The 22,946-nt window shown below is 73.6% G+C and carries 22 protein-coding genes; 13 read left to right on the top strand and 9 right to left on the bottom strand.

What is annotated here, in order from left to right; genetic code table 11:
- Positions 1-107 precede the first annotated feature (107 nt).
- From OG552_RS29185 to OG552_RS29165, 5 genes are read left to right on the top strand one after another with little or no spacing between them, the layout of a single operon-like run.
- Positions 108-917, top strand: a complete 810-nt coding sequence (locus tag OG552_RS29185; protein WP_329137965.1) for a maleylpyruvate isomerase family mycothiol-dependent enzyme — start codon at positions 108-110, stop codon at positions 915-917.
- A 44-nt stretch (positions 918-961) separates the two neighbouring features.
- Positions 962-1,666 carry a hypothetical protein gene (locus tag OG552_RS29180; protein ID WP_329137963.1) on the top strand — a complete coding sequence of 235 codons (705 nt, stop codon included), beginning with the start codon at positions 962-964 and terminating at the stop codon, positions 1,664-1,666.
- Positions 1,667-1,676: 10 nt separating this feature from the next.
- Positions 1,677-2,102: an ankyrin repeat domain-containing protein gene (locus OG552_RS29175; protein WP_329137961.1), complete on the top strand. Its 426-nt coding sequence runs from the start codon at positions 1,677-1,679 to the stop codon at positions 2,100-2,102.
- Positions 2,099-2,386, top strand: coding sequence for a hypothetical protein (locus OG552_RS29170; protein ID WP_329137960.1), 288 nt, complete (start codon positions 2,099-2,101; stop codon positions 2,384-2,386). The genes OG552_RS29175 and OG552_RS29170 overlap by 4 nt, the downstream gene beginning before the upstream one ends.
- 14 nt (positions 2,387-2,400) lie before the next feature.
- Positions 2,401-3,141 carry a class I SAM-dependent methyltransferase gene (locus OG552_RS29165; protein WP_329137958.1) on the top strand — a complete coding sequence of 247 codons (741 nt, stop codon included), beginning with the start codon at positions 2,401-2,403 and terminating at the stop codon, positions 3,139-3,141.
- A gap of 82 nt (positions 3,142-3,223) precedes the next feature.
- On the opposite strand, the gene alc is transcribed toward OG552_RS29165, so the two are convergent.
- On the bottom strand, positions 3,224-4,384 hold the full coding sequence (gene alc / locus OG552_RS29160) for an allantoicase (protein ID WP_329137956.1): 1,161 nt from the start codon (positions 4,382-4,384) through the stop codon (positions 3,224-3,226).
- A 167-nt stretch (positions 4,385-4,551) separates the two neighbouring features.
- The gene (locus OG552_RS29155; protein ID WP_329137954.1) at positions 4,552-5,493 is read right to left on the bottom strand and encodes an AraC family transcriptional regulator; all 942 of its coding nucleotides are present in this window, start codon (positions 5,491-5,493) and stop codon (positions 4,552-4,554) included.
- A 163-nt stretch (positions 5,494-5,656) separates the two neighbouring features.
- On the opposite strand from OG552_RS29155, the gene OG552_RS29150 reads away from it, so the two are divergent.
- The 5 genes from OG552_RS29150 to OG552_RS29130 all read left to right on the top strand — a co-directional run bounded on the left by OG552_RS29150 (position 5,657) and on the right by OG552_RS29130 (position 12,156).
- Positions 5,657-6,151, top strand: coding sequence for an anthrone oxygenase family protein (locus tag OG552_RS29150; protein ID WP_329137952.1), 495 nt, complete (start codon positions 5,657-5,659; stop codon positions 6,149-6,151).
- Between the two features lie 147 nt (positions 6,152-6,298).
- Entirely contained in the window at positions 6,299-7,468 is a 1,170-nt protein-coding gene (locus OG552_RS29145) for a phosphoribosylaminoimidazolecarboxamide formyltransferase (protein WP_329137950.1), read from the top strand.
- Between the two features lie 380 nt (positions 7,469-7,848).
- A complete protein-coding gene (gene helR / locus OG552_RS29140) occupies positions 7,849-10,002 on the top strand; it encodes an RNA polymerase recycling motor ATPase HelR (protein ID WP_329137948.1) in 2,154 nt (717 codons plus the stop codon).
- A gap of 173 nt (positions 10,003-10,175) precedes the next feature.
- Complete coding sequence (locus tag OG552_RS29135; protein ID WP_329137946.1) at positions 10,176-10,694, top strand: pyridoxamine 5'-phosphate oxidase family protein; 519 nt, start codon at positions 10,176-10,178, stop codon at positions 10,692-10,694.
- Positions 10,695-11,049: 355 nt separating this feature from the next.
- On the top strand, positions 11,050-12,156 hold the full coding sequence (locus tag OG552_RS29130; RefSeq protein ID WP_329137944.1) for a phosphatidylinositol-specific phospholipase C domain-containing protein: 1,107 nt from the start codon (positions 11,050-11,052) through the stop codon (positions 12,154-12,156).
- Between the two features lie 93 nt (positions 12,157-12,249).
- Here the strand turns inward: OG552_RS29130 and OG552_RS29125 are convergent, their stop codons facing one another.
- From OG552_RS29125 to OG552_RS29100, 6 genes are all read right to left on the bottom strand, one after another.
- Complete coding sequence (locus tag OG552_RS29125) at positions 12,250-13,128, bottom strand: L,D-transpeptidase family protein (protein ID WP_329137943.1); 879 nt, start codon at positions 13,126-13,128, stop codon at positions 12,250-12,252.
- A 102-nt stretch (positions 13,129-13,230) separates the two neighbouring features.
- Complete coding sequence (locus tag OG552_RS29120) at positions 13,231-13,812, bottom strand: TetR/AcrR family transcriptional regulator (protein WP_329137941.1); 582 nt, start codon at positions 13,810-13,812, stop codon at positions 13,231-13,233.
- A complete protein-coding gene (locus OG552_RS29115; RefSeq protein ID WP_329137939.1) occupies positions 13,809-14,171 on the bottom strand; it encodes a DUF1304 domain-containing protein in 363 nt (120 codons plus the stop codon). Before OG552_RS29115 ends, OG552_RS29120 begins: the two co-directional genes overlap by 4 nt.
- 47 nt (positions 14,172-14,218) lie before the next feature.
- A complete protein-coding gene (locus OG552_RS29110) occupies positions 14,219-15,250 on the bottom strand; it encodes a thaumatin family protein (RefSeq protein ID WP_329137937.1) in 1,032 nt (343 codons plus the stop codon).
- A gap of 213 nt (positions 15,251-15,463) precedes the next feature.
- On the bottom strand, positions 15,464-15,601 hold the full coding sequence (locus OG552_RS29105) for a hypothetical protein (RefSeq protein WP_329137936.1): 138 nt from the start codon (positions 15,599-15,601) through the stop codon (positions 15,464-15,466).
- 146 nt (positions 15,602-15,747) lie between these two features.
- Positions 15,748-15,963, bottom strand: a complete 216-nt coding sequence (locus OG552_RS29100) for a hypothetical protein (protein ID WP_329137934.1) — start codon at positions 15,961-15,963, stop codon at positions 15,748-15,750.
- Between the two features lie 210 nt (positions 15,964-16,173).
- On the opposite strand from OG552_RS29100, the gene OG552_RS29095 reads away from it, so the two are divergent.
- The 3 genes from OG552_RS29095 to OG552_RS29085 all read left to right on the top strand — a co-directional run bounded on the left by OG552_RS29095 (position 16,174) and on the right by OG552_RS29085 (position 22,093).
- Complete coding sequence (locus OG552_RS29095) at positions 16,174-17,157, top strand: hypothetical protein (protein WP_329137933.1); 984 nt, start codon at positions 16,174-16,176, stop codon at positions 17,155-17,157.
- Between the two features lie 158 nt (positions 17,158-17,315).
- Positions 17,316-19,175 (top strand): HSP90 family protein, encoded by a 1,860-nt coding sequence (locus OG552_RS29090; protein WP_329137932.1) that lies wholly within the window; start codon positions 17,316-17,318, stop codon positions 19,173-19,175.
- Positions 19,172-22,093, top strand: coding sequence for a hypothetical protein (locus OG552_RS29085; protein WP_329137931.1), 2,922 nt, complete (start codon positions 19,172-19,174; stop codon positions 22,091-22,093). The genes OG552_RS29090 and OG552_RS29085 overlap by 4 nt, the downstream gene beginning before the upstream one ends.
- Before the next feature lie 51 nt (positions 22,094-22,144).
- Here OG552_RS29085 and OG552_RS29080 read toward each other — a convergent pair whose 3' ends face one another.
- Complete coding sequence (locus OG552_RS29080; protein ID WP_329137929.1) at positions 22,145-22,894, bottom strand: Mut7-C RNAse domain-containing protein; 750 nt, start codon at positions 22,892-22,894, stop codon at positions 22,145-22,147.
- Between the last annotated feature and the right edge of the window lie 52 nt (positions 22,895-22,946).

Here is a 22,946-nt window from a genome sequence, read left to right as displayed (position 1 = left end):
GCCCGGCCCTGTCCGGTACCGGTGAGCGCCCGCACCGGCAACGACCGGGCGGAGCAGCGCAGATGCGCTCCGGCCGACTGTCGGCCACCGCTGCTACAACGGACCGCATGACGACTTCGCACTCCCCCGCCCCCGTACTGACCTACCCCCAGTGGCTGGAGCTGATCGAGGACCGGTCGGCCGCGCTCCGCAGGGCGGCGGAGGCGTCGCTGGCGGCGGATCCGCCGGCGCGGGTGCCGGGTTGCCCGGACTGGACGGCGCGGGACCTGGTGACGCATCTGGGCGGGGTGCAGCGGTTCTGGGCGGCGGCGGTGGCGGCGGGCCCGGCGGGGCAGCCGCCGGCGCAGGAGGCGGTGCGGGACAGCCGGCCGGCGAACCCCGGGCCGGTGGACAACCTGCTGGAGTGGTCGGCCGGTTCGACCGCGGTCCTGCTGGACGCGCTGCGCACCGCGGGCCCTGACGCCGGCTGCTGGACCTGGTGGGCGGAGTCCTCCACCCCGGCCACCTCGGGCGCGGTGGCGCGGCACCAGATGCAGGAGGCGGCGGTGCACGCCCGGGACGCCCAGGAGACCGCCGACGCCGCGGAACCGCTGCCGTCCGCGCTGGCGGTCGACGCGCTCGACGAGATGCTGCACGTCGGCTTCGCCATGATGGACGGCTGGCCGCACGCCCCCGCCCGGGTGGTGCTGGCCGCCGACGAGGGTCCGGCGTGGACGCTGATCCTGGACGCCACCGGAGCTTCGGTGGTGCGCGGCGGACCGGGCGGGGGTCCGGCGGCCGGCGCGGTCCTCGCAGGACCGGCCGGTGATCTGCTGCTCAGCCTCTACCGCCGGCTCGCCTGGGACGGCCCTTCGCTGCGGGTGACCGGAGATCCCGATCTTGTACGGCAGTTGGTGGTCTGGCCGCCGCTCGGCTGAGGACGTACCGTCCTGACGGAGGGGTGATGCGTATGCGGATGCCCATGTCAGGTCGATGGCGCCGGGGATGGCGGTCGGCCGCGGTCGCGGCCGGCGCTCTGGCGTTACTGGCGGCATGCACGACAGGAGCCAAGTCCGACGCGGCGGCCTCCGCCCCGCCGATCGCCGGTTCGCCGCCGCCACCGATCGGCAGCATCACCCACCCGCGGCCGGTGGAGTGCATCGAAGGCACCACCTACCCGCCGCCCGGGACCGCCGCCGGATCCGGCGGCGGTCATCCGCCCTCCTCCACGTCCCCCGCGTCCCCGGTTCCTCCCGCGCCCCCCGCCTCCCCTGCCTTCACCGACCCTGTCCGGCCCCCGGCTTCCAAGGACGACGTGACGGTCGGGCCGGTGACCTGGCACGGCCTGGGCGCGCTGGCCGCCGGCGACCAGACCGCCCGTGGCATCCACAACTCCGAGGGCTGGCACTATCCCGTCAACCCGGACATCATGGGCGCCGTGCTGGTCACCATGACCGTCGGCGCCGAGGAGCGGGCCAGCGCCGGCCTGGAGTACGGCATCGGCTACGGCCTGACCCCGGCCCCCGCGGTCACCTTCCACGGCTGCCCGGGCGGCGGCACCGTCTTCCGCGGCACGGTCTTCGTCGCCGGGGACGGCCGGGCCTGCGTGCCCCTCGACATCCGGATCGGTGACGGCCCCACGCGCCGCGTCGTCATCTCCTTTTTCCACGGTCGCTGCCCTGCGTAGGGTGGAGTCCATGACCGAGCCCACCCCCGGCCAGAATCCGGCTGACGGCCCTGACGCCGATCCCGAACTCATCGCCTTCGCCACCCGCCTCTTCGACCTCGCCCGGCAGGGCGACACCGCCCAGCTGGCGGCCTACGTCGACGCCGGCGTCTCGGCGAACCTCACCAACGACCGCGGCGACAGCCTGCTGATGCTCGCCGCCTACCACGGCCACGCCGCGGCGGTCCAGGCACTGCTGGACCGCGGCGCCGACCCGGACCGCGCCAACGACCGGGGCCAGACCCCGTTGGCGGGCGCCGTCTTCAAGGGCGAGCAGGACGTGATCACCGCCCTGGTGAAGGCCGGCGCCGACCCCAGCGCGGGCGCCCCGTCCGCGATCGACACCGCCCGCGTCTTCGGCAAGCAGGAACTGCTGGCGCTCTTCGGCGCCCAGTGACGCCCGCCCCGTCTCCTCCCGGCCTCCCCGACCCCCGGTACTGGAACCACTGGCGCCGTGAACCCCTCGCCTACGCCGAAGGTCTCACCGCCACCGCCACCGCCACCGCCTTCGCCGACGCCGGTATCGAAGGCCCCCGCCTGCTCGACCGGACGGAACGCCCCGACGGCTCCTTCGTCCTCTGGCTTGAGGACGTCTCCGGCACGCCAGGCCACCAGTGGCCGGTGGCGGGGCCGGCTTCCTTCGCCCGCTCCCTCGGCGCCGCCCATGTCCTGACCGACTGACCGAGGAGCCGCCCGTGTTCACCGACGCCGACGCAGCCGTGCTGTACGACCTGCTGAACCCGTGGGACCCCGGGCACCAGCCGGGGGACGCCTACTACAACGAGCTGATCACGGCCGCGGACTCTGTCCTGGACGTCGGCTGCGGCACCGGCGCCATGCTCGCCTTCGCCCGCGATCACGGCCACCGCGGCCGTCTTGTCGGCCTTGACCCGGACACCGCCGCCCTCGACCGGGCCCGGCGGCACACCGGCATCGAGTGGGTCGAGGGCACCGCCGCCGGCGCCGCGTGGACGGCCGAGTTCGAGCTGGCGATCATGACGGGCCATGCCTTCCAATCCCTCATCAGCGACGACGACCTGCGCGCTTCGCTCGCCGCCGTCCACACCGCGCTGCGCCCGGGCGGGCGTTTCGCCTTCGAGACGCGCCACCCCCAGGCGCGCGCCTGGGAGGGGTGGAACCGGTCGGACCCCGCCGACGTCGTCGAGCTCACCCACCCGACCGGCGGTCCCCTGCGGGTCTGGCACGAGGTCGACTCGGTCGCGGGCGACCTGGTCACCTTCCACGGGACGACCGCCCGGCCGGACGGGACCGTGCTCCGCACCGACCACGCCACCCTGCGCTTCCTGGATGCCGCCGCCCTCGACGCGCTGCTGGCCGAGGCCGGTTTCGAGATCGATGCCCACTACGGGGACTGGATGCGCGGACCCGTCACCGGCGCCAGCCGCGAGATCATCGTCGTCGCCCGCCGCCCCTGATCCCGGCGGAATCCCGTCCGCGGGGCTGCCGCGGGGGTCCGGCGGCGCGCCCCCGCGGACGCCGGCGCCGGACCCCCGCGTGCTAGCTGATCTCCTCCGTCCGCTTCGCCAGCCGCGCCGCGCCCGCCACCGTGAGGGAGCCGTGCAGGCGGAGCCGGGAGATGCCGCCGTCGGGGTGGATGTCGAGCCTGGCGTGGGTGGCGGGCAGCTGGTTGACCAGGAAGCGGTGGACGGTGTCGGGCTGCAGCCGGACCCGGGGCAGCAGGGGGACCCAGGGCGCGTCGGCGCCGTCCCGTACGGACAGGGACGCCCAGCCCGCTGAGTTGCCCTTGAGATAGGCGGTGTCGATCTCGACGGCCCGGATCTCGCCCTGTTCGGCCAGCCGGTACTCGATCCAGTCGTGCCCGCTGTCCCGGCGCCTGCGGGTCTCCCAGCCGTCGTCCATCCGGTGGGAGCGCCCGGGCAGGATGGTGTGCTCGGGCGGCGAGTAGAAGCGGTCGGAGGCGTCTTCGACGGTGCCGCCGTTCTCCAGGGCGACCAGGTCGAAGGTGCCCAGTTCGGCCAGCCAGCCGGGGTCGGGGGCGACCCGGCCGGGGACCCGCAGCCTGGCGACGCCCCCGTCCGGGTACTGGCGCAGCCGCAGATGGGTGAAGCGGCGCTCCAGCCGGACCGCGAAGGCGTTCGCCGCGTGGCCGCCGACCGGTGTGCGGGGGACGACCTCGGTCCACTCGGTGCCGGCGTCCAGCAGGTCCTCCGGCGCGGCGGACAGGGAGTGGGAGGTGGCCTCGACCGAGACGGCCTGCGGGTAGTTGCCCCGGAAGTGGGCGGTGTCGACGACGATTCCGTGGATCACCCCGGGCACCCCGAGCCGTACCAGTGCCCAGTCGTGGTCGGCCTCCTCGGGGTGCGGGACGTCGGCGGACCGGCCACGGCGGCGCCGGGTCTCCCAGCCGTCCATCACCTTGCCCTTGTGGCCGAAGCGCTCGGGGTCGAAGACGGCGGCCCCGGGCAGCAGCAGATTCTCCCGCTCGGCGAAGAACTCGTCATTCGCCGCGATCACCCCTGCGCCCAGCCTTCGGTCGGCGAGGTCCGCCAGGCCGGCGAAGGGCAGCTCCGCCGACCGGTAGTCCGCGTAGGGATCGCCCCCGCCGTAGGGCCGCGCGTCCCCCGTGAAGGAGGTCAGCGCCGTGCTCACCCCGTCCGCACCCGCGCCGGCCGCTCCTGCCCCGCTCTGCTCCGTCATCGCCATCCCCTCGTCCCCCTCGTCCCCCGCGTCGCGGCGGTGATGAACCCCGTCTCGTCGGGGGTACGCAGCACGTGCCGCTCGCGGAGGTCCCAGTCCTTCATGCAGCCACCCTAAACAGTCCGCCGCCGGCCGCCGGGTTCCCCTGTGGACAACGGATCTGCCGGTCAGGACGCCGCCGCGCCCTCACGGTGCTGCCGTGGACTGACGCCGCGCACCCGCTTGAACGCGGCGCTGAGCGCGAACGGACTGCCGTAACCGACCTTGCGGGCCACCGCTGCGATCGTCGCGTCCGGCTCGCGCAGCAGGTCCGCGGCGAGCGCCAGCCGCCAGTTGGTGAGGTAGGCCATGGGCGGTTCGCCGACGAGTTCGGTGAACCGCCGGCCGAGTGCGGCCCGGGACGCCCCGGTCCTGGCGGCGAGCGCGGCCACCGTCCACGGGTGCGCTGGGTCGTCGTGCAGCAGCCGCAGTGCCGGCCCGACCACCGGGTCGCCCTGGGCGGCGTACCAGGACGGCGTGTTCGCCTCCGGCCGGGAGAACCAGGCCCGCAGCACCGCGATCAGCAGCAGGTCAAGCAGCCGGTCGAGCACCACGTCCTGGCCGGGCTGGTCCTTGACGATCTCCTCGCGGAGCAGTCCGGGCAGCGGGCTGTGCCAGGCGCCGGCGGGCAGCACCAGGATCTGCGGCAGCGCGGACAGCAGCCGTCCGCTGACCTCGCCGCCCAGCTGGTAAGTGCCGCTGATCAGCACGGCGGTGCCCTCGGGGTCGTCGCCCCAGGTGCGGACGCCGAGGTCCATCGCGTCGCACAGCAGGCCGCCGCGCAGGTCGGCGGAGACCTGGCCCGGCCCGACGACGATCTGCGGCTCGCGCGCCGGGTCGTCGCCGACGGTGTACGCCTCCGGGCCGCGGATCACCGCGATGTCGCCCGGCGCGAGCCGCACCGGCACGCCGTCGTCGGGGACCACCCAGGCGTCGCCGTCCACCAGGTGGACCAGGGTCAGCGGCGCGCGGTCCTCGATCCTCACCGCCCAGGGCGGAGTGAGGATCGACCGCAGCAGGAAGGCGCCGCGGGCCCGCGGACCGTCCAGCAGGTTCGCCAGCGCGTCCATGCCTCCAGCCTAGGCTGGACGCTCGCGTATGGGCGTGAGCTTTTCGACGATGGCCGGGGCGCCGGCCGGACGGCTGTACTCGATGGCATGACGACACCGCCGCCGGGTGCCCCGGCGGTCTGCCGCCTCGTCCCCGACTCGCCCGCGTACCAAGGGAATTGCCATGACCGGCGAACTCCGCGCCTTCGTCCTGCTGGCCGCCACGCTCACCACGGGCCTCATGGCCGGCCTGTACTTCGCCTTCTCCGTCGCTGTCATGCCCGGCCTGGGCCGCTCCGCCGACCGGACCTTCGTCGAGGCGATGCAGCGCATCAACGTCTCGATCCTGAACGGGTGGTTCGGCCTCGCCTTCGGTGGTGCGCTCGTACTGGGCGCGCTGGCGGCGGCGCTGCACTGGCGGGGTGACGGGCGGCCCGCCCTGCCGTGGATCGTCGCGGGCGTCGTGCTCTACGCGGTCTCGCTGCTCATCACGATGGGCGTCAGCGTGCCGCTCAACGACCGGCTGGCGGCGGCCGGTGAGCCGGACCGGATCCGCGACCTGGCGGCGGTACGCGAGAGGTTCGCGTCCGCGTGGGTGCGCTGGAACGCCGCCCGCACCCTGACCTGCCTTGCCGCCCTCGGGTGCCTGGCGTGGGCGCCGCGGGCCGGCCGGGGCTGATCCGCGGGGCCGCCCGGTGGCAGGCGGCGGGTAGAGTCGGCCGCGACCTGCGAGGGCGGAGGACCGGGGAGCGGCCCGCGCAGTCCGGATGAGCGTCGACCGCCTGGGCGCCTCGCATCAGCGGGGCAGAGCGGCTGTGGAGGCCCGGTGGAGCTGCGGTACGGACTCAATCCCCAGCAGGGCGGCGCTCACGCCGAGCCGGTGATCCCGGGCGAGTGGCCGCTGCGGGTGCTGAACGGCGCTCCCTCGTACCTCAACCTGCTGGACGCGCTGAGTGGTTGGCGGCTGGTGCGGGAGGCGGCCGAGGCCCTGGGGCGGCCGGTGGCGGCGTCGTTCAAGCACGTTTCCCCGGCGGGTGCGGCGCTGGCCGGACCGGTGGACGGGCCGACCGCGCAGTTCTACGGTTTCGACCCTGCCCAGGGCATCGCGAGTCCGCTGGCCAGTGCGTACGTCCGCGCGCGGGACGCCGATCCCAGGTCGTCGCACGGCGACTTCGCGGCGCTCTCGCACCCGGTCGACGCGGAACTGGCGGAGTTGCTGGCCCGGGTGGTGTGCGACGGAGTCATCGCGCCGGGGTACGAGCCCGGCACGGTCGGCGCGCTCAGCGCGAAGAAGCGGGGACGTTTCCTGGTCCTGGTGGCCGACCCGGCGTACGTACCACCGCGGTTGGAGGAGCGTGAGCTGTACGGGCTGCGGCTGACCCAGGCCCGCGACGAAGTGCCGCTGACCGCGGACCTGCTCGGCGACGTGGTGTGCGGACAGGAACCGCTGCCGCCGTCGGCGGCCGAGGATCTGCTGCTCGGGCTTGCCGTGGTGCGCCACGCCCGGTCCACCGCGGTCTGCTACGTACGCGGTGGGGTGACCCTGGGGATCGGGGCCGGGCAGCCGTCCCGGGTGGACGGCACGCGACTGGCCGGCGCGAAGGCGGCCACCTGGTGGCTGCGGCGCCATCCGGCGCTCCAGGCCATGGAGTTCGCGCCGGAGGTACGGCGTCAGGAGCGGGCCGACTGGCAGGTCCGGCGGGCGGAGGGCGATCTGACGCCCGACGAACACCTGCGGCTGGCGGCCTCGTTGGCGGCTCCCATGCCCGAACTCCCCGACGAGGAGCGGCGCGCCTGGTCCGCGCTGCTCTCCGGTGTCTCCTTCGCCTCCGACGGCGCTCTGCTGTTCCGGGACAACGTCGACCACGCGGCCCGCCACGGAGTCCGCTGGATCGCCGAACCCGGCGCCTCGCTCCGCTCGGGCGACGTGGCGGCGGCGTGTGCGGAGCACGGCATCACCTTGATCCGCACCGGCCTGCGTCTCTTCCAGCACTGACCGGGGTGACCGGGGACGGAACCGCCGTACGCGGCCTGTGACCGTCTTACGGGGGAGATCGCCCGGCTGTCACGGGCGCCGCAGGTGGCGGAGGAAAACCCACTCCTTGCCACTCTCAACTTATAGCCCACGGGGGGGCTTGCGGCAAGGCCCGGGTGGTGGGGCAGAATCGCACGCCGAAGCCCGAACTTGCCGAAATGGGAGATTTGCCAGGTGCGCCTTTTTTCTTCGGTCCGTGGTTCGTGCGGTCCGCGGTTCGTGCGGTGCCGCCGGGCCGGTGGCGGGGCGGCGCGCGCCGCGGTCGCGGGCTCGGGGCGCCGAGGCGCGGGAGTGCGCGCCGACGGCGCCAACCGGCGCGACCCCGGATCGGAGCTGCTGCCATGAACCCCCTCACCACCAGCGCGTTCGACCTGCCCGACCGGCTCTCCGCCAAGGCCGACCCGGCGCTGACCGACCGCGACGAACGGCACTTCGCGGCCATCGCGGAGAGCCTTGAGCTGACGATCGCCGAACTCTCCGAGAGCCTTGCGGCCGAGCGCAGGGCGCCTGGTGGCATCGGCCGGGAGGCGATGGACCGGGACACGGAGATCCACCGGCTGACCGGCCGCCTGCGCGCGTTGCGCCGCTTCGGCCTTGACCTGTGTCTGGGACACATCGTCACCGCGGGCGACCCCGAGCCGGTGTACATCGGGCGCCTCGGACTCACCGACAGCGCCGGACGCCGGCTGCTGCTCGACTGGCGCTCCCCCGCGGCCGAGCCGTTCTTCGCGGCGACCCACGCCAACCCGATGGGTCTGGTGAGCCGCCGCAGGTACCGCTGGACCCGCGGCCGGATCAGCGACTACTGGGACGAGGTGTTCACCGCCGACGGGCTCGAAGGGCACGCGGCGCTCGACGACCAGTCCGCGTTCATCGCCAGTCTGGGCGGCAACCGGTCGGCCCGGATGCGCGACGTGCTCGCCACCATCCAGGCCGACCAGGACGCCGTGATCCGGGCGGGCTCCCGCGGCACGCTCGTCGTCGACGGCGGGCCCGGCACGGGCAAGACCGTCGTCGCCCTGCACCGCGCCGCCCACCTGCTCTACTCCGACCCGCGCCTCGGGCGCCGCAGGGGCGGGGTACTCTTCGTCGGTCCGCACCAGCCCTACCTGGCCTACGTCGCCGACGTGCTGCCCAGTCTCGGCGAGGAGGGCGTGAAGACCTGCACCCTGCGGGACCTGGTCGCCGAGGGAGCCGCGGCGGCGGCCGAGACCGACCCGGGCGTGGCCGCGCTGAAGGCGTCCGCGGACCTGGTGAAGGCGATCGAGCCGGCCGTCGGCATCTACGAGGAGCCGCCCACCGAGGGGATGACGGTCGAGACCCACTGGTCCGACCTCTGGCTGAGCCCCGACGACTGGGCGGCGGCGTTCGCGGCGGTGGAACCGGGTACTCCGCACAACGAGGCGCGTGACCAGATCCGGGAGGAGCTGTTCACGATCCTGATGGACAAGGACGACAGCGACGCCCCGCCCGACCTGCTCCGCAGGTCGCTGCTGCAGGACCGCGAGCTGATCAGGACGCTCAACCGCGCGTGGCCGATGCTCGAAGCAGGTGACCTCGTCGGAGATCTGTGGTCGGTGCCCGCCTACCTGCGCGCGTGCGCTCCCTGGCTCAGCCCGGAGGAGGTCCGCAGGCTGCAGCGCGCGGACGCCCAGGCCTGGACGGTGTCCGACCTGCCGCTCCTGGACGCGGCACGCGCGCGGCTCGGCGATCCGGAGGCGTCCGCGCGCACGCGCCGGCACGAAGCCGCTGTCGCCGCCGAACGCGCGCGAAGGGCCGACGTCATCGACAGCCTGCTGCAGAACGTCGTGATCGACGAGAGCGAAGGCGCGATGGGGATGCTGCACGGACGGGACCTGCAGGACAGCCTGATCGACGAGAGCGCCCTGCCCCGCGCCGACCCGGAACCCCTCGCCGGTCCGTTCGCGCACGTCATCGTGGACGAGGCGCAGGAACTGACCGACGCGGAGTGGCAGATGCTGCTGCTGCGCTGCCCGTCCCGCAGCTTCACCGTGGTCGGGGACCGGGCCCAGGCCCGGCACGGGTTCACGGAGTCGTGGCAGGAGCGGCTGGAGCGGGTCGGGCTCGACCGGATCACGGTGGCCTCCCTGAGCATCAACTACCGCACCCCGGAGGAGGTCATGGCAGAAGCCGAGCCGGCCATCCGCGCCGCGCTCCCGGACGCCAATGTGCCGGTCTCCATCCGCAGCGGCGGCCTGCCCGTCGTCCACGGATCCGTCGCGGAGCTGGACACGGTCCTCGCCGGCTGGCTCGCGGCGCACGCCGACGGGATCGCCTGCGTCATCGGTGATCCCTCCTTCCTGGCGACTCCCCGCGTCCGGTCGCTGCCCCCGGAGCTGTCGAAGGGGCTCGAATTCGACCTGGTCGTCCTCGTCGACCCGGAGAAGTTCGGCGAGGGCATCGAAGGGGCGGTCGACCGCTATGTCGCGATGACCCGGGCGACGCGGCAACTCGTCGTCCTCACCGGTCCCTGACGCCGGCCGTGGAGACTCGCGGCAACGGGCAACGGGCAACGGGCAAGGGAGAACGGGCAACTGACTACGGAGAACGGGCCGGCGGCGGGTTCCGACGCGACGGTCGCACGCCGCGACCGGAGCCGCCGCCGCGTCCGGTCCCCGGACCGGCCGGCCCTGGCTACAGTGGCCGGATGCGCGAGACACCCGAAGAAGTCAATGAGCTCCAGGCCCTGCTCGACGCCTCCTTGTCCGGTGCCACGGCCCACCTCCGCTCGATCGTCGCCGAGCGCACGGTGACAGCGGAGCAGCTCACCGGGATCCTGACCGGCATGTGCACGCTCGCCCTGTCCACCGTGACGGCAAAGGGCGAGCCGCGGATCAGCGGCGCGGACGGCCATTTCCTCCACGGCACCTGGCACTTCGGCACGGCCCGCACCGCCGCGAAGGCCCGCCACCTCGCCGCCCGCCCCGCCGCGAGCGTCGCGCACCTGCGCGGTGAGGACCTGGGCGTCTTCACGCACGGCACGGTGGAGATCCTCAACCCCGAGGAGGGCGAGCCGGCCGCGGACTGGCCCGAACTGCTCGCGTACTTCAAGGACTTCTACGGCGACGACAGCTTCGACTGGGACCACGAGGTGGTCTACTACCGGCTGCGCCCGCACTGGATGACCGTCTACGCCCCCGATGTCGCCAAGCTCACCACCGCGTGAGCGAAGGCGCATGAACGAAGGCTCGTGAAGCGGCCGGCGCCGGCCCGGACGGCCGGGTGACTCCTTCAGCCGGCCGCGGCTTCCCGCAGCGAGATCTGCCGCGAAAGCCTAGGCGCCTGCCCCGGCGTACCGATCCTCCCGTATCACCATCAACCCGAACAGAAGCCTTCCCCCACCTGACGCAGCATCAACCACCGCCCCACCAAGGGGGTTCCACCCGCTCCCCCGCGCCCTAAGATCGGCGCGATGCGGAGCTGACAGGCGGAATCCAGATCGCGTTACGTGTCATGTCTCCGTCGATTCACGCGTGGCCGTCACCGTCCTGAACGGAGAGCCACCCCCCATAGGAGGACACGTGACCGGTCCGACGTCCCGTCGTCGAGTTACCCTTCGCCCCCGTGCGGCGCTGCGCACCGCGCTGCTCGGCACGCTGACCGCATGCCTGGCGTTCGCCGTCGCCGGCCCCGGAGCGGGCACCGCCGCCTCCGCCGCCGGCACGGACTCACTGCCGCTGTCCGGCGCCACCACGTCGGGCCTGCACAACAGTTACGACCCCGCCACGTTCACGTACCTCGCACAGGCGCTCGACACGGGCACCTCGATGATCGAGCTGGACGTCTGGGACGACTTCATCACCCAGGAGTGGAAGGTCAGCCACTCCAACCCGCTGGGCAACAGCAACAACTGCGTCGACGCGTCCTCGGCCGCGCAGCTCTACACCGGCGGTGCCAACAAGGACCTGGAGAGCTGCCTTGACGACGTGCGGGTGTGGCTCGGCGCGCACCCCGGGCACGGTCCGCTGATCATCAAGCTGGAGATGAAGGCGGGCTTCCAGGCCACCTTCGGACTGAGCCCGGCCAAGCTCGACCAGTCGATCAGCGCCCACCTGGGCAACCTGGTCTTCAAGCCGAACGACCTGCTCAACAAGCCGGGCGGCGGGCAGTACGCCACCCTCGACGACGCGGCGAAGGCGGGCAACTGGCCGACCCGGCAGCAGCTCGCCGGCAAGGTGCTGCTTGAGGTCATCCCGGGCACCGTCGAGGAGTCCAACCCGACCGACTCGCTGTGGACGGACAAGGAGTACGCGCAGTACCTGCGCGACCTGCACACCCAGGGCAAGACCGCGCAGGCGAACATCTTCCCCTCGGTGCACAACGCCGCGGCGGGCGACCCGCGTACGCGCTACTCGGACACCTCGATCCGTCCCTGGTTCGTGGCCTTCGACGGTGACGCGGCCACCTACCTCAACGGGTCCATCGACACGAGCTGGTACGACACCAACCACTACCTGCTCTTCATGACCGACTCGCAGAACGTGGCGCCTGCCCTGGACGACGTGAATCCGTCGCCCGCGGACGCCGCGGCGCGGGTGGCGCTGCTGGCCAAGGCGCACGCCACGGTCGCGTCCAACGACTGGAAGAGCCTGCCGGACGTGCAGTCCCTGGTGGTGCCGCGCGGCTGAGGCACCGGGCCACCGGGCGCCGGGATCCGGCGGCTGACCGCAGCGCGCGGCAGCCGTGGGAACCCGGCGCCCGGTGGCTTGCGGCTTGCGGCTTCAGGCGGACAGGGACGTGTGGTCGCCCATCACGATCACCGGGTGGTCGGCCGGCTGGAGTGTGCGCAGCAGGTCGACCATGTGCGCGGCCGAGACGCTCACGCAGCCGTGGGTCGGGCCGCCGTGGTCCACATGCACCCAGATCCCGCCCCCGCGGCTCGGCCCGAGCGGCTGCGTGCCGTCGAGCGGGGAGGTGCCGGCGACGCGGTTGTAGTCGATGGCGATCACGTAGTCGAACGCCTGATCCAGCGTCTCGCCGTCGAAACCGACGCCGCCCGCCTGGAACTTGGACGAGTGGTGGTACGGCAGTGCGGACCCGGGGTCGGCGTCGAAGCCGCCGGCGTCGTGAAGCGTGAACACCCCGATGGGGCTGTGCAGATCGCCCGCGTGGTGCGAACTCGTCCAGCCGTGGAGGGCGTTGTGGGCGGGCCAGGTGGCGCCGGCCTTCCAGTGGCCGTCGTCGGTACGGGACCAGAGGGTGACCAGGGTGTCCGCGGAGTTCTTCGCCTTGCCGGAGGCGACCAGCACCTGCCGGGTGGTGGCCGGGATCCGGCCGCGTGTCCTGGGGCCGAGTCCGGGGATCCCGGTGGGCAGCGCGTCAGCAGGGCTCGGCGTGGCCGACGGGGTCGCCGGCGCGGTGGCGGACAGCCGCCCGGAGGCGGGCCCGCGCTGTCCGTCGGCGGCGACGGCGGTGCCGTTGTGCCGGGCCACCACGAGGTATCCGGCGCCGGCCACGACAAGGCCGACGGCGCCGGCGGTCGCCAGCATCATCCTGCGCCGGGGCGCGCGCCGGGGACCGCGGTGCCGGTTCCGGCCGCGGTCTTCGTCGTCTCCGCGCTCATGGGGCGCGTCAGGAAAAGCGGAAGTCATCGTTCTCATCCTCGCAAACCTTCGGCTCTGGGTAACCACTCGCCCCCTGATGTCGTCCGTTTGGTCCAGGAGATTCACCTTTCGTTCGCAGGGGCGTGTCGCTGCGTGCGATCAGCGGATGGTGCGGTGGACGGCGAGCAGCAGGCGCCAGACATGCCGGGCGAAGTCCTCGGGGCTCAGTTCGACCTGCCCGTGGAGCCAGTCGGCGAGCAGCCCGGTGAAGGTGGCGGCGGTCGCGGCGGCGGCGAGGTCGGGGTACGGGGCGCCGGCTCTGACCCGCTCCGCGTGGGAGCGGGCGCGCAACTCCCGGTGCAGAAGAGTGCCGAGCGGGCCGCCGGCGCCGTCGGGCAGCAGGGCGCGGTAGAGAGCGGCCCGCCGGTGGACGGCGACGAGGAAGTCGGTGAGCGGGGCGGGCGGGGCATCGGGCGAGGGGGCACCGGTCCAGGCGTGCAGGGCGTCGACCCCTTGCCGTACGACGTCGGCGCACGCGTCGACCGCCAGCGCCTGGAGCCCCTCGTAGTGCAGATAGAGGGTGGCCCGGCCGACCCCGGCGCGGCGGGCCACCGCCGAGAGGCTGACCTGGTCCAGCGGGCGCTGTTCGCACTCGGCGAGGAGCGCGGCCCGCAGCCGGGCGCGGGTACGGATCGTCCGCGGGTCGCCGGGTCTGTCCTGGCCGTCGGGTTCCGTGGTCATGCCGCCACGAGCACCACGACGAGCGTGACCACCGCCGGCGCGAACTGGGCGAAGAGGATCGTGCGGGACGCGGTGGCGGCGCCGTACGCCCCCGCGACGATCACGCAGCACAGGAAGAAGACCTTCGCCTGGAAGCCCACCGGGTCCCCGGCGATCAGCCCCCAGACCAGCCCGGCGGCCAGAAACCCGTTGTAGAGGCCCTGGTTGGCGGCGAGCGGCGCGGTGATACGGGCGCCGGCCGCGTCGAGGCCGTGCAGCACCCGGCCGCGCGGTCCCTGCCACAGGAACATCTCCAGGACCAGCACATAGACGTGAAAGGCGGCAACGAGTCCGACCAGCACGTTCGCAACGACGTTCACCGTATCCCCCAGGGCTCGATTTCCTGGGCAACTGTACAGGAAGTGGCCTACGGACTCACCCCGAAGGTGATCCGGTACCCGGCCTCGCCGTTGCTGGTGAAGGTGCTGGTCGCGTCGTCGTCCACGTAGGAGTACGCGAACGGCTCGGCCTTCTTGAAGATCGCCGCGTAGTCCACCGGCCACTGGTCCGGCAGGCACTTGTCGCGCGGCGCCCACTGGGCCCGGCAGCAGTACTGGTCGGTGTCGAAGACCCCGCACGGCGACTCGCAACCCACCGTCCGGCCGCCCGAGGTGACCTTGAGTTCGGCGGGGCAGGCGACCGCGCGGGTGCAGCCGGCGGCCGAGCAGCCGTTCGCGCTCACCGGGTCCTTGGTGGTGCCGCCGACGAGGTTGATGTACATCGGCAGGTTGGAGCCGTCGACCAGGCTCACGTCGTAGAAGTCGAGCCCGTTCCAGGCGTTGAGGTTGAACTCCGCGAGGGTCGCCGGGATCACCCCGTAGCCCGCGCACTGGAACCTGCCGTCGCAGTCACCGGTTTCGCAGTGGCCGCGGCCCGCCGTGTCGAAACTGCAGCCGGTGCGGCCCCAGAAGCGGCCGTTCCAGTGGTCGGGAACCCGGACGCTGAGTGTCTGCCCGGCCTTCAGCACCCAGCCGGTGGTTCCCAGTGCGGGCTGCGCCGTCTGCTCGCCGGAGGCCAGCCAGATGGTCTGGCTCACGTTGTTGACGAAGGTGAACACCCGGGTGCCCGCCTGGGGCGCGAGGCCGGCGCCGGTCGCGGGCGGAGCCGCCGCCTTCTTGTGCCGGGGCTTCGGCGCGGGTCGTACGGACGGGGGCTTCGTCGTCGGCTTTCTCCTGGTCGGGGTGGCCGAAGGGGTGGTCGGCGACGGCCGCACCGTGGTGGGCGCGGGTACGGGTGGGGCCGTGCTTCCCGCGTCGGCAACAGGTGTGCCACGACCGGCCGTTGCCGACCTGCCGCCATGGCCGACCACGACGTACACCGCCACACACAGCGCGGCCACCGCCAGCGCGGCTGCGGCCAGCAGGCCGCCCTGCCCCTTGCGCCGTCCCCTGTGTCCCATCGCTCCGACCTCTCCCGGCATGCCATCCCCGACACACAGGAGACGGCCGCCGACCGGGCCGGATAACAGAAATTCTCCATGGTTCAGGGTTTGCGGCGGCGGGAGTACGGACACGGCCCGCGGCTGTCGGGCGGCCGTCCCGCCAGGTGCGACGGGAGCGGGACGTGCCGCTCCCGGGCCGGGTCGGGTGGCCCCGTAGGCGGGTCTCCGCGGTCACCCGACCCCGTAGACCCCGTCGAGCCAGTGCTTCAGGTCCGCTTCGAGAGACGCGGGGTCGGCCTGCGGGGCGAAGTCGTGGACCGCGAGACCGACCGTGGCACCGGACCGGTTGCGGCCGAAGACGCGGTACATCGCGTGGCCGGTGCGCAGGCCGATGAAGTACGGGTTCAGATAGTCCAGTACGGCCTGCGAGGAGTGGGCCGCGCCGGGGAGCTGGACGCGGACCGTGTCGCCCTCGGCGGCCCCCGGCGCGAGGCCGAGGGCCCGGGCGGCGACGGTCAGGGCGTCCGGGCGCCGGCCGCGCCGGAGCCCGAGGCGGTGGCGAAGGCCGCGGGGCGGCCGGTGAAGTGCAGGAGGTACTGGCGCAGGGTGTGGAGGTAGAAGTCGGTGTGCTTGTCGGCGCCGTCGTACTGATTCTCCCAGTCGTCGACGAAGATGCCGCTGTGCACGTACCGCACCCAGGAACCGCCGCCCTCCCGGGGCTCGAACTCCATGGGCCACAGCCAGCCGCCGGTGCCGGCGGAAGCGGCGGGGCCGAAAGGTGACGTGCCGGGGCACGCGCGACAGACCGCCTGCGTGGGTGTCGCCGCAGGTCCCGGCGGAGGAAGCCCCGCCGGATCTGTCGCTCAGCCGGCCGTGATATGTACTGCGTCGGGGGCAGCGTTGGCACGTCCTCGGGGGAGCAGCAATCAAGGGGGGCCTTCATGCCGTTGATCCGTCGCCGCGCCGAGACCGGGGTGTCCCGCCGGCGGCGCGCCACGCCCTGGGTCGACCCCAGCTACGGCGATCCGCGGCTCGCTGCCCTGCGCGAGACCGCACAGGGCGCGACGGCCGGACAGTGGCCGCTGCTGCGCGAGCAGCTGGATCTCGCCGTGGACGGCGAGGATCTGACCTGGCTGGTCGAGGGTCTGGCCGCGATCGACGGCGTCGAGAGCTGGATCGGCGAGGTGGTTGCGGCGCAGCCGGAGTCGGCGCTGCCGCTGCTGGTCTCGGGCGCCCGGCACATCGAGTGGGCCTGGCAGGCCCGCACCCGCAAGATGGCCAAGTACGTCTCCGAGGAGCAGTTCGAGGTCTTCCACAGCCGGCTGCGCCTCGCCGAAGACCAGTTGTACGAGGTGGCGGAGCGCGAACCCGGCTGGGTCGCGCCCTGGTACTTCCTGCAGATCGCCGGCCGGGGACTCCAGGTGGGGACGCGCGCCGCGGCCGGCCGGTTCGAGGCCGCGGTACGCCGCAGCCCCGGTCATCTGGCAAGTCACCGGCAGCAGTTGCAGCAGGTGTGCGACAAGTGGGGCGGCTCGCACGAACAGATGCACCGCTTCGCCCGTGAGTCGGTGCTCGCCGCACCGGCCGGCGGCCCGCTCGGTGAACTCGTCGCCATCGCGCACCTGGAGCAGTGGCTGGACGACGGGGCCGGCGGCAGCGCCTACATGCGCAGCTCCGCCGTCATCCTCCAGCTGTACGAGGCCGCGGAACTCTCCGTGCACCACCCGCAGTACGTCCGCCACCGGGACTGGACCCGCGGCTTCAACACCTTCGCGCTGGCGTTCGCGCTCGCCGGGGAGTCCGAGGCGGCCCGCGACCTGTTCCGGGTGCTCGACGGGAGCGTCACCCAGTTCCCGTGGATGTATCTCGACGGGCAGGATCCGACGGTGCCGTTCCGCGAGTGGCGGTCCCGCTGCCGGGGGTGACCCGGGCCGGCCGCGCGCCCGCCTCCCCTGACTCCCCCCCTCCCCCGACTCCCCTGACTCCCCTGACTCCCCCGCTGGGAAACGCCGTACGAGCCCCGGGCACCCGGGCCGTCGAGCCCGGTCGAGTCACCCGCCCACCGACGAGAAAGCCGCCATCGGTGTCAGACGACGCACAGTCAACACACACGTTCCAGGTCGACCTGCGGGGCCTGGTCGACCTGCTCTCCCACCACCTCTACTCCAGCCCCCGGGTCTACTTGAGGGAGCTGCTGCAGAACGCGGTGGACGCCATCACCGCCCGGCAGGCGCTCGACGCCGGGGCGCCGGCCCGGATCACGGTCCGCACCGCGGACGGCCGGCTGACCGTCACCGACACCGGGGTCGGCCTCACCGAGGCCGACGTGCACCGCTTCCTCGCCACCATCGGCCGGAGCTCCAAGCGCGGCGCGGACGGCGGCCTGGACGGCGCCGAACTGGCCTCGGCCCGCGGCGACTTCATCGGCCAGTTCGGGATCGGGCTGCTCGCCTGCTTCGTGGTGGCCGACGAGATCACCGTCACCACGAAGTCCGCTGCCGACCCGGCGGCGCCCGCGGTGGAATGGCGCGGCGGCTCCGACGGCCGCTACGCGATCCGGCCGCTGCCGGCCGGCGCCGTCACAGAGCCCGGCACCACCGTCACCCTGGTCCCGCGCCCGGACGCGGCCGAATGGACCCGCCCCGAGCAGGTGGTGGCGCTGGCCCGGCACTACGGCGCCCTGCTGCGGCACGAGGTCACCGTCGAGGACGCCGGCGGCCGGGTGACCCGGATCAACGACACGCCCCCACCGTGGCAGCGGCGGTACGGCTCGCCGCTGGCCCGCAAAGAGGCGCTGGTCGAGCACTGCCGCAGGACGTTCGACTTCACCCCGCTGGACACGATCGACCTCGACCTGCCGCTGGTCGGACTGCGCGGGGTGGCGTACGTGCTGCCGACGTCGGTGCATCCCTCCCGGCAGGCGGGGCACCGGGTGCACCTCAAGGGCATGCTGCTCTCCGACCAGGCCCATGAACTCCTCCCCGACTGGGCCTTCTTCGTCCGCTGCGTGGTGGACGCGGACAGCCTGCGGCCGACCGCCTCGCGCGAGGCGCTGTACGAGGACGAGACACTCGCCGCGATCCGCGACGCGCTCGGGGCCCGGATCCGCGACTGGCTCACCGGTCTTTCGGCCGGCGATCCCGCACTGCTGCACCAGTTCATCGCCACCCACCACCTGGCGGTCAAGGCGCTGGCCCGCTACGACGACGAACTGCTGCGGCTGCTGCTGCCGTGGCTGCCGTTCGAGACCACCGACGGGCAGGTGACGCTGGACGAGTTCGCCCGGGCGCACCCGGTGATCCTGGTGACGCAGTCGGTGGAGGAGTTCCGGCAGGTGGCGCCGATCGCGAGCGCCGCCGGCCTCGGCGTGGTCAACGGCGGTTACGCCTACGACCGGGACCTGGTGCACCGGCTGCCGGAGATCCGGCCCGGCAGCTCGGTCACGGACCTCGACCCCACGACGGTCACCGCCCACCTGGACACGGTGGACCCGGCGGCCGAACTGGCCGCGGCGGCCTTCCTGCACACCGCCCGCGAGGTGATCGCCCAGTTCGACTGCGATGTGGTGCTGCGCAGTTTCCACCCGGTCAGCGCACCGTCGCTGCTGCTGGACAGCCGGGAGGCCCGGCACGAACGGACCCGTACCGAACTGGCCACGGAGGCCGACGGGTTGTGGGCGGACATCCTCGGCTCGCTGCGATCCGCCGCGCCCCGCGCCCAGTTGGTGCTCAACCATCTCAACCCGCTGGTGCGGCGGGCCGCTTCGGTCACCGAGCCGGGGCTCGCGGTGACGGCGGTGGAGGCACTGTACGGCCAGGCGCTGCTGCTGACCCGCCGCCCACTGCGGCCCACCGAGAGCGCACTGCTGAACCGGGCCTTCATCGGCCTGCTGGACCATGCCATGCACGAGACCGGGAGCGACCCGCGGGGGGAGACGTCATGACGGACACGCCGGAAGCCGTCTTCGAGGCGCTGCGCGAGAACAACGAGCGCCCGTACGGCCGGCCGCGGACCGTGCGCGCCGAGGAACTCGTCGAGGCCGCCGAGCAGTTCGACGACAAGGGGGCGCTGGTCACCGCGCTCTTCGAGCTGATGTCGGCGTACACGTACTCCGGTGAGGAGCGGAAGTCGCCGGTGGTGTTCGCGCGGATCTCCCGGATGTGGGACGCGCGCCCCGAGGACTTCAGCGAGTGGGAGGAGCACCAGCTCTACTGGCGCTACAAGTGGGTGACCACCGCGCTGCTCCAGGTGCCTGAGGTGCCGCTGGCGGCCATCGAACGGTGGACCGGGGAGATGCGGGACCGCTACCGCACGGCGGGGCACGGCATGCAGCCGGTGTACGCGATGCGGTACCAGGTCGCCGCGCACACCGGAGCAGGCAGGGACGAGGCCTACGACCTGTGGGTGTCCCGGCCGCGGACCGATCTGAGCGACTGCGAGGCATGCGAGACCCGGCACCTGGCGCTGCACCATGTGGCGGCCGGCGACGACGCCCGGGCCCTGGAGGCGTGGGCGCCGGTGCTGACCGGCCGGCAGACCTGCCTTGAGGAGCCGTTCGCCAGCATGGCGCACGCGCTGACCCCGCTGCTGCGGGCCGGACGGCTGGACGAGGCACGCTCCTGCCACCTCACCGGCTACCGGTTCGCCCGCGGCAAGCCGGACATGGCCGGTTCGATCGGCCTGCACCTGGAGTTCTGCGCCCTGTCGCGCAACGAGGGCCGCGGACTTGAGGTGCTGGCCGAGAACCGGGCGCTCTTCGAGATCACCGGCGCCCCGCTGGACCGGCTCGACTTCCTGACCGGCGTGGAGATCCTGCTGGCCCGGCTGGCCGGGCAGGGCCACGAGGACGTCGCGGTGGCCGGCCCGCCCGGGCGCAACTGGACCGTGGGCACACTGCTCTCGCAGGTGCGGGCCGACGCGTCCGGCCTCGCGGCGGCCTTCGACGCCCGGAACGGCACAGCGGCGGTGAGCGCGCGGCGCGGCGCCCGGCTGGCCGGGGAGCCGCTGGTGGACGAGCCGCTGGCGCTGGGCATACGGGCGAAGGCCGTCGCCGGAACACCGCGGGCCGTGCCGCCGGCAGCGGTCGCGGCCACCGCGGAGATCCCGGACGACTTCGCCGGACTGGTCGCCCGGGCAAGGGAGTTGTCGCTGGTCGGGCAGCCCGCGGCCGACGCGTTGTGGGCTCGGATCCGGGAGCTGACGCAGCGCCCTGGCCACGTCCACGACGACCGGGTCGGGCCGGAGGTGGTGCTGCGGGCCGAACTCGCCGAGCGGCTGGGCTTCGACGGCTTCGACCGGGAGGAGTGGGAGCCGGCCAGGACGGCGATGCTGCGGGCCGCGGAGCTCTACGAGGAGGCCGGAGAGCCGTGGCGGGCCGCCGCCGCGCGGGCCAGGGCGGTGACCGCGCTGGTGGCCGCGAACGAACGGGACCCGGCGGTCGACTGCTCCACGGCGCGCGCCGACCTGGACGCCGAAGTACGCCTGGCCGAAGGGCTGCTGGCGGCGCGGGAGGGTGCCGGGAGCGGGATGGAGGCCGACCGCTGTCTGGCGATCCTGCAGTGCGCGGCGATGGTCACCCGGCACGCCCTGCTCGCCGAACTGCCCGAGCCGTCGGAAGCGGCCCGCGCGGACTTCGACGCGTCCGTCGAGCGGCTGCTGCGCGCGGCGGAACGCTGGCAGTCGCCGTCACGGGCCTCGGCAGCCCGGCAGTACGCGGCCGACGTGGCCGCCCGCGACGGCGCGCTGGAGACGGCCACCGAGCAGCTGACCACCGCGCTCGCCCTGCTCGAAGAGGCCGGGCAGCCGTGGCGGACCCCCCGCCCGCTGGCGCTGCTGGCCCAGGTCACGATGCAGTCCGGCCGGGCCGCGGAGGCGGTTCCGCTGATCCATCAGGCGCTGGCTGCCGCCGCCCGCTGGCCCGACGCGACCTTGTCCCTCGGTCCCTTCCACGCCCTGCTCGGCCACGCCGGCGCGCACTCCGGTGATCTCACCGCCGCCGTACGGCACTTGTCGGAGGCGGCGGACCGGCTGGACCGGGACGGCGCCGACGAACACGCGGCGCAGATCCGGCTGGAACTGGCCGACCTGCTCGCCCAGGACGGGCGGCAGGCCGACTCGGTGGCGGTCCTGGAGTCGGTGCTGCTCGGCGGTACCGAGGGGATCGAGCCGCGGCTGCTCGCCCAGGTGCGGCTGAACCTCGCCCGCGGGCTGGCGGCGCTCGGCGAGAAGCGGGCGGCGGCCGAGGAGTTCCTGCGGCTGGCCGACGTGGTGGCCGAGTGGACCGACGAGCAGTTCACCCACACGCTGGTGGCCTGCGAGGCGGCGGCCGCCCTGGCCAGGGCGGGGATGTGGGACGCCGCCCGCACCGCCTACGCCCGCGCGGTGTCCTCGCACGGCGTCGCCCCGCGGCCGGCTCCGGTGGCGGGCATGATGCGCGAGTTCGCCCGGCTGACCATGGCCGACGAGGAGGCCGCCGGTCTGGACAAGGCGCTGGCCCACCTCGCCGAGGCCGACGCGCTCTGCGCCGCGTTCCCGGAGTCGACGGACGACTTCGTGACCTGGTACCAGACCGGCGCCACCCATTACCAGCGCGGCCGCAGTTACGTCACCGCCAACGCGTACGACGAGGGCCTGGCCGAGATGGAGCGGGCCATCGCCGCCTATGAAGCCGGCGGTCACGCCGGCGAGGAACCCCGCGCGGAAGCGGTCCGCATCGCCGCCCTCATCGAGGCCAACGCCCTCGGATCGCTGCCGGCCGCGACGGCCCGGCTCAACGCGGCGATCACCCGCTGCGAGCAGGCCGGCTTCCCGGACGCGGCGGCGGCGCTGGCATCGGTACGGGCAGGGCTCGCGGAGGGGTGACGCCCGCCGGGGGCGGGGGGCGTTGTGCCCACCAGGGGCCGGGGCAGCGCGTTACGCTCCCCGCCCCCGTACCGCCCGCGGTCCGAACGCGCGCATCGCCTCGTCCACCAGCGCCGCCAACTGGGCGTGGTGCGCGCCCTTCCAGTAGGCGCGGCCACAGGACGCGCACTGGGCGAAGACGTCGTAGGACTTCCGGGTGCCGTCCTCCAGTTGGGCGCGGACGGTGTCCTTGTCGGCGGGGGTGAGCGGGCCGTTGCAGGCGACGCAGCGGGTCCAGGGGGCGAGGTCGGGCGCGAAACGGGAGAGCACGTCGGGCAGTTGCTCGGCCGGGCGGTCACTGTAGACATAGCCGCCGGCCCACAGCTCCCGGCGGCGCAGCAGGCCGCGGTCGCGGGAGAGCAGCACCCGGCGCTCCGCGGCGGACATCGCGGCGAGCGCTGGGTCGCCGATGTCCTCGTTCTCGTAGGCGGTGTCGACACCGAGCAGGCGCAACCGGCGGGCCAGCGTGCCCAGATGGACGTCGAGCAGGAAGCGCAGCGGGGCGCCGGGCACGCGTTGGGGGCGGACGACGGCGTCGACCGTCACATCGGCGCCGTCGGCGGGGACGTACGAGCGCGGCACCTCCCGTCCGTCGACGGCGAGCCCGCCTACTTCGGTGAGCGGGATGCCCAGGGACTCGACGACGTGGCCGAGCGAGGAGGAACCGTCGGTGGCCACGTCGGTGGACTCGCCGCGCCGGTCGGCGGGGAGGAAGAGCCGCAGGCCGGCAGGGACCCGTACGGTGATGTGCGGTCGGTTCACCGGCTCAGCATGCCATCGGGCCCGGCCCGCGGACCACGGGGTTCTCCCGCCC

The organism is Streptomyces sp. NBC_01476 (genome assembly GCF_036227265.1).
In the GTDB taxonomy this organism is placed as follows: Bacteria; Actinomycetota; Actinomycetes; order Streptomycetales; family Streptomycetaceae; genus Actinacidiphila.
The sequence above is the reverse complement of the archived record's forward strand: the minus strand, read 5'-3'. Positions and strand labels throughout refer to the sequence as shown.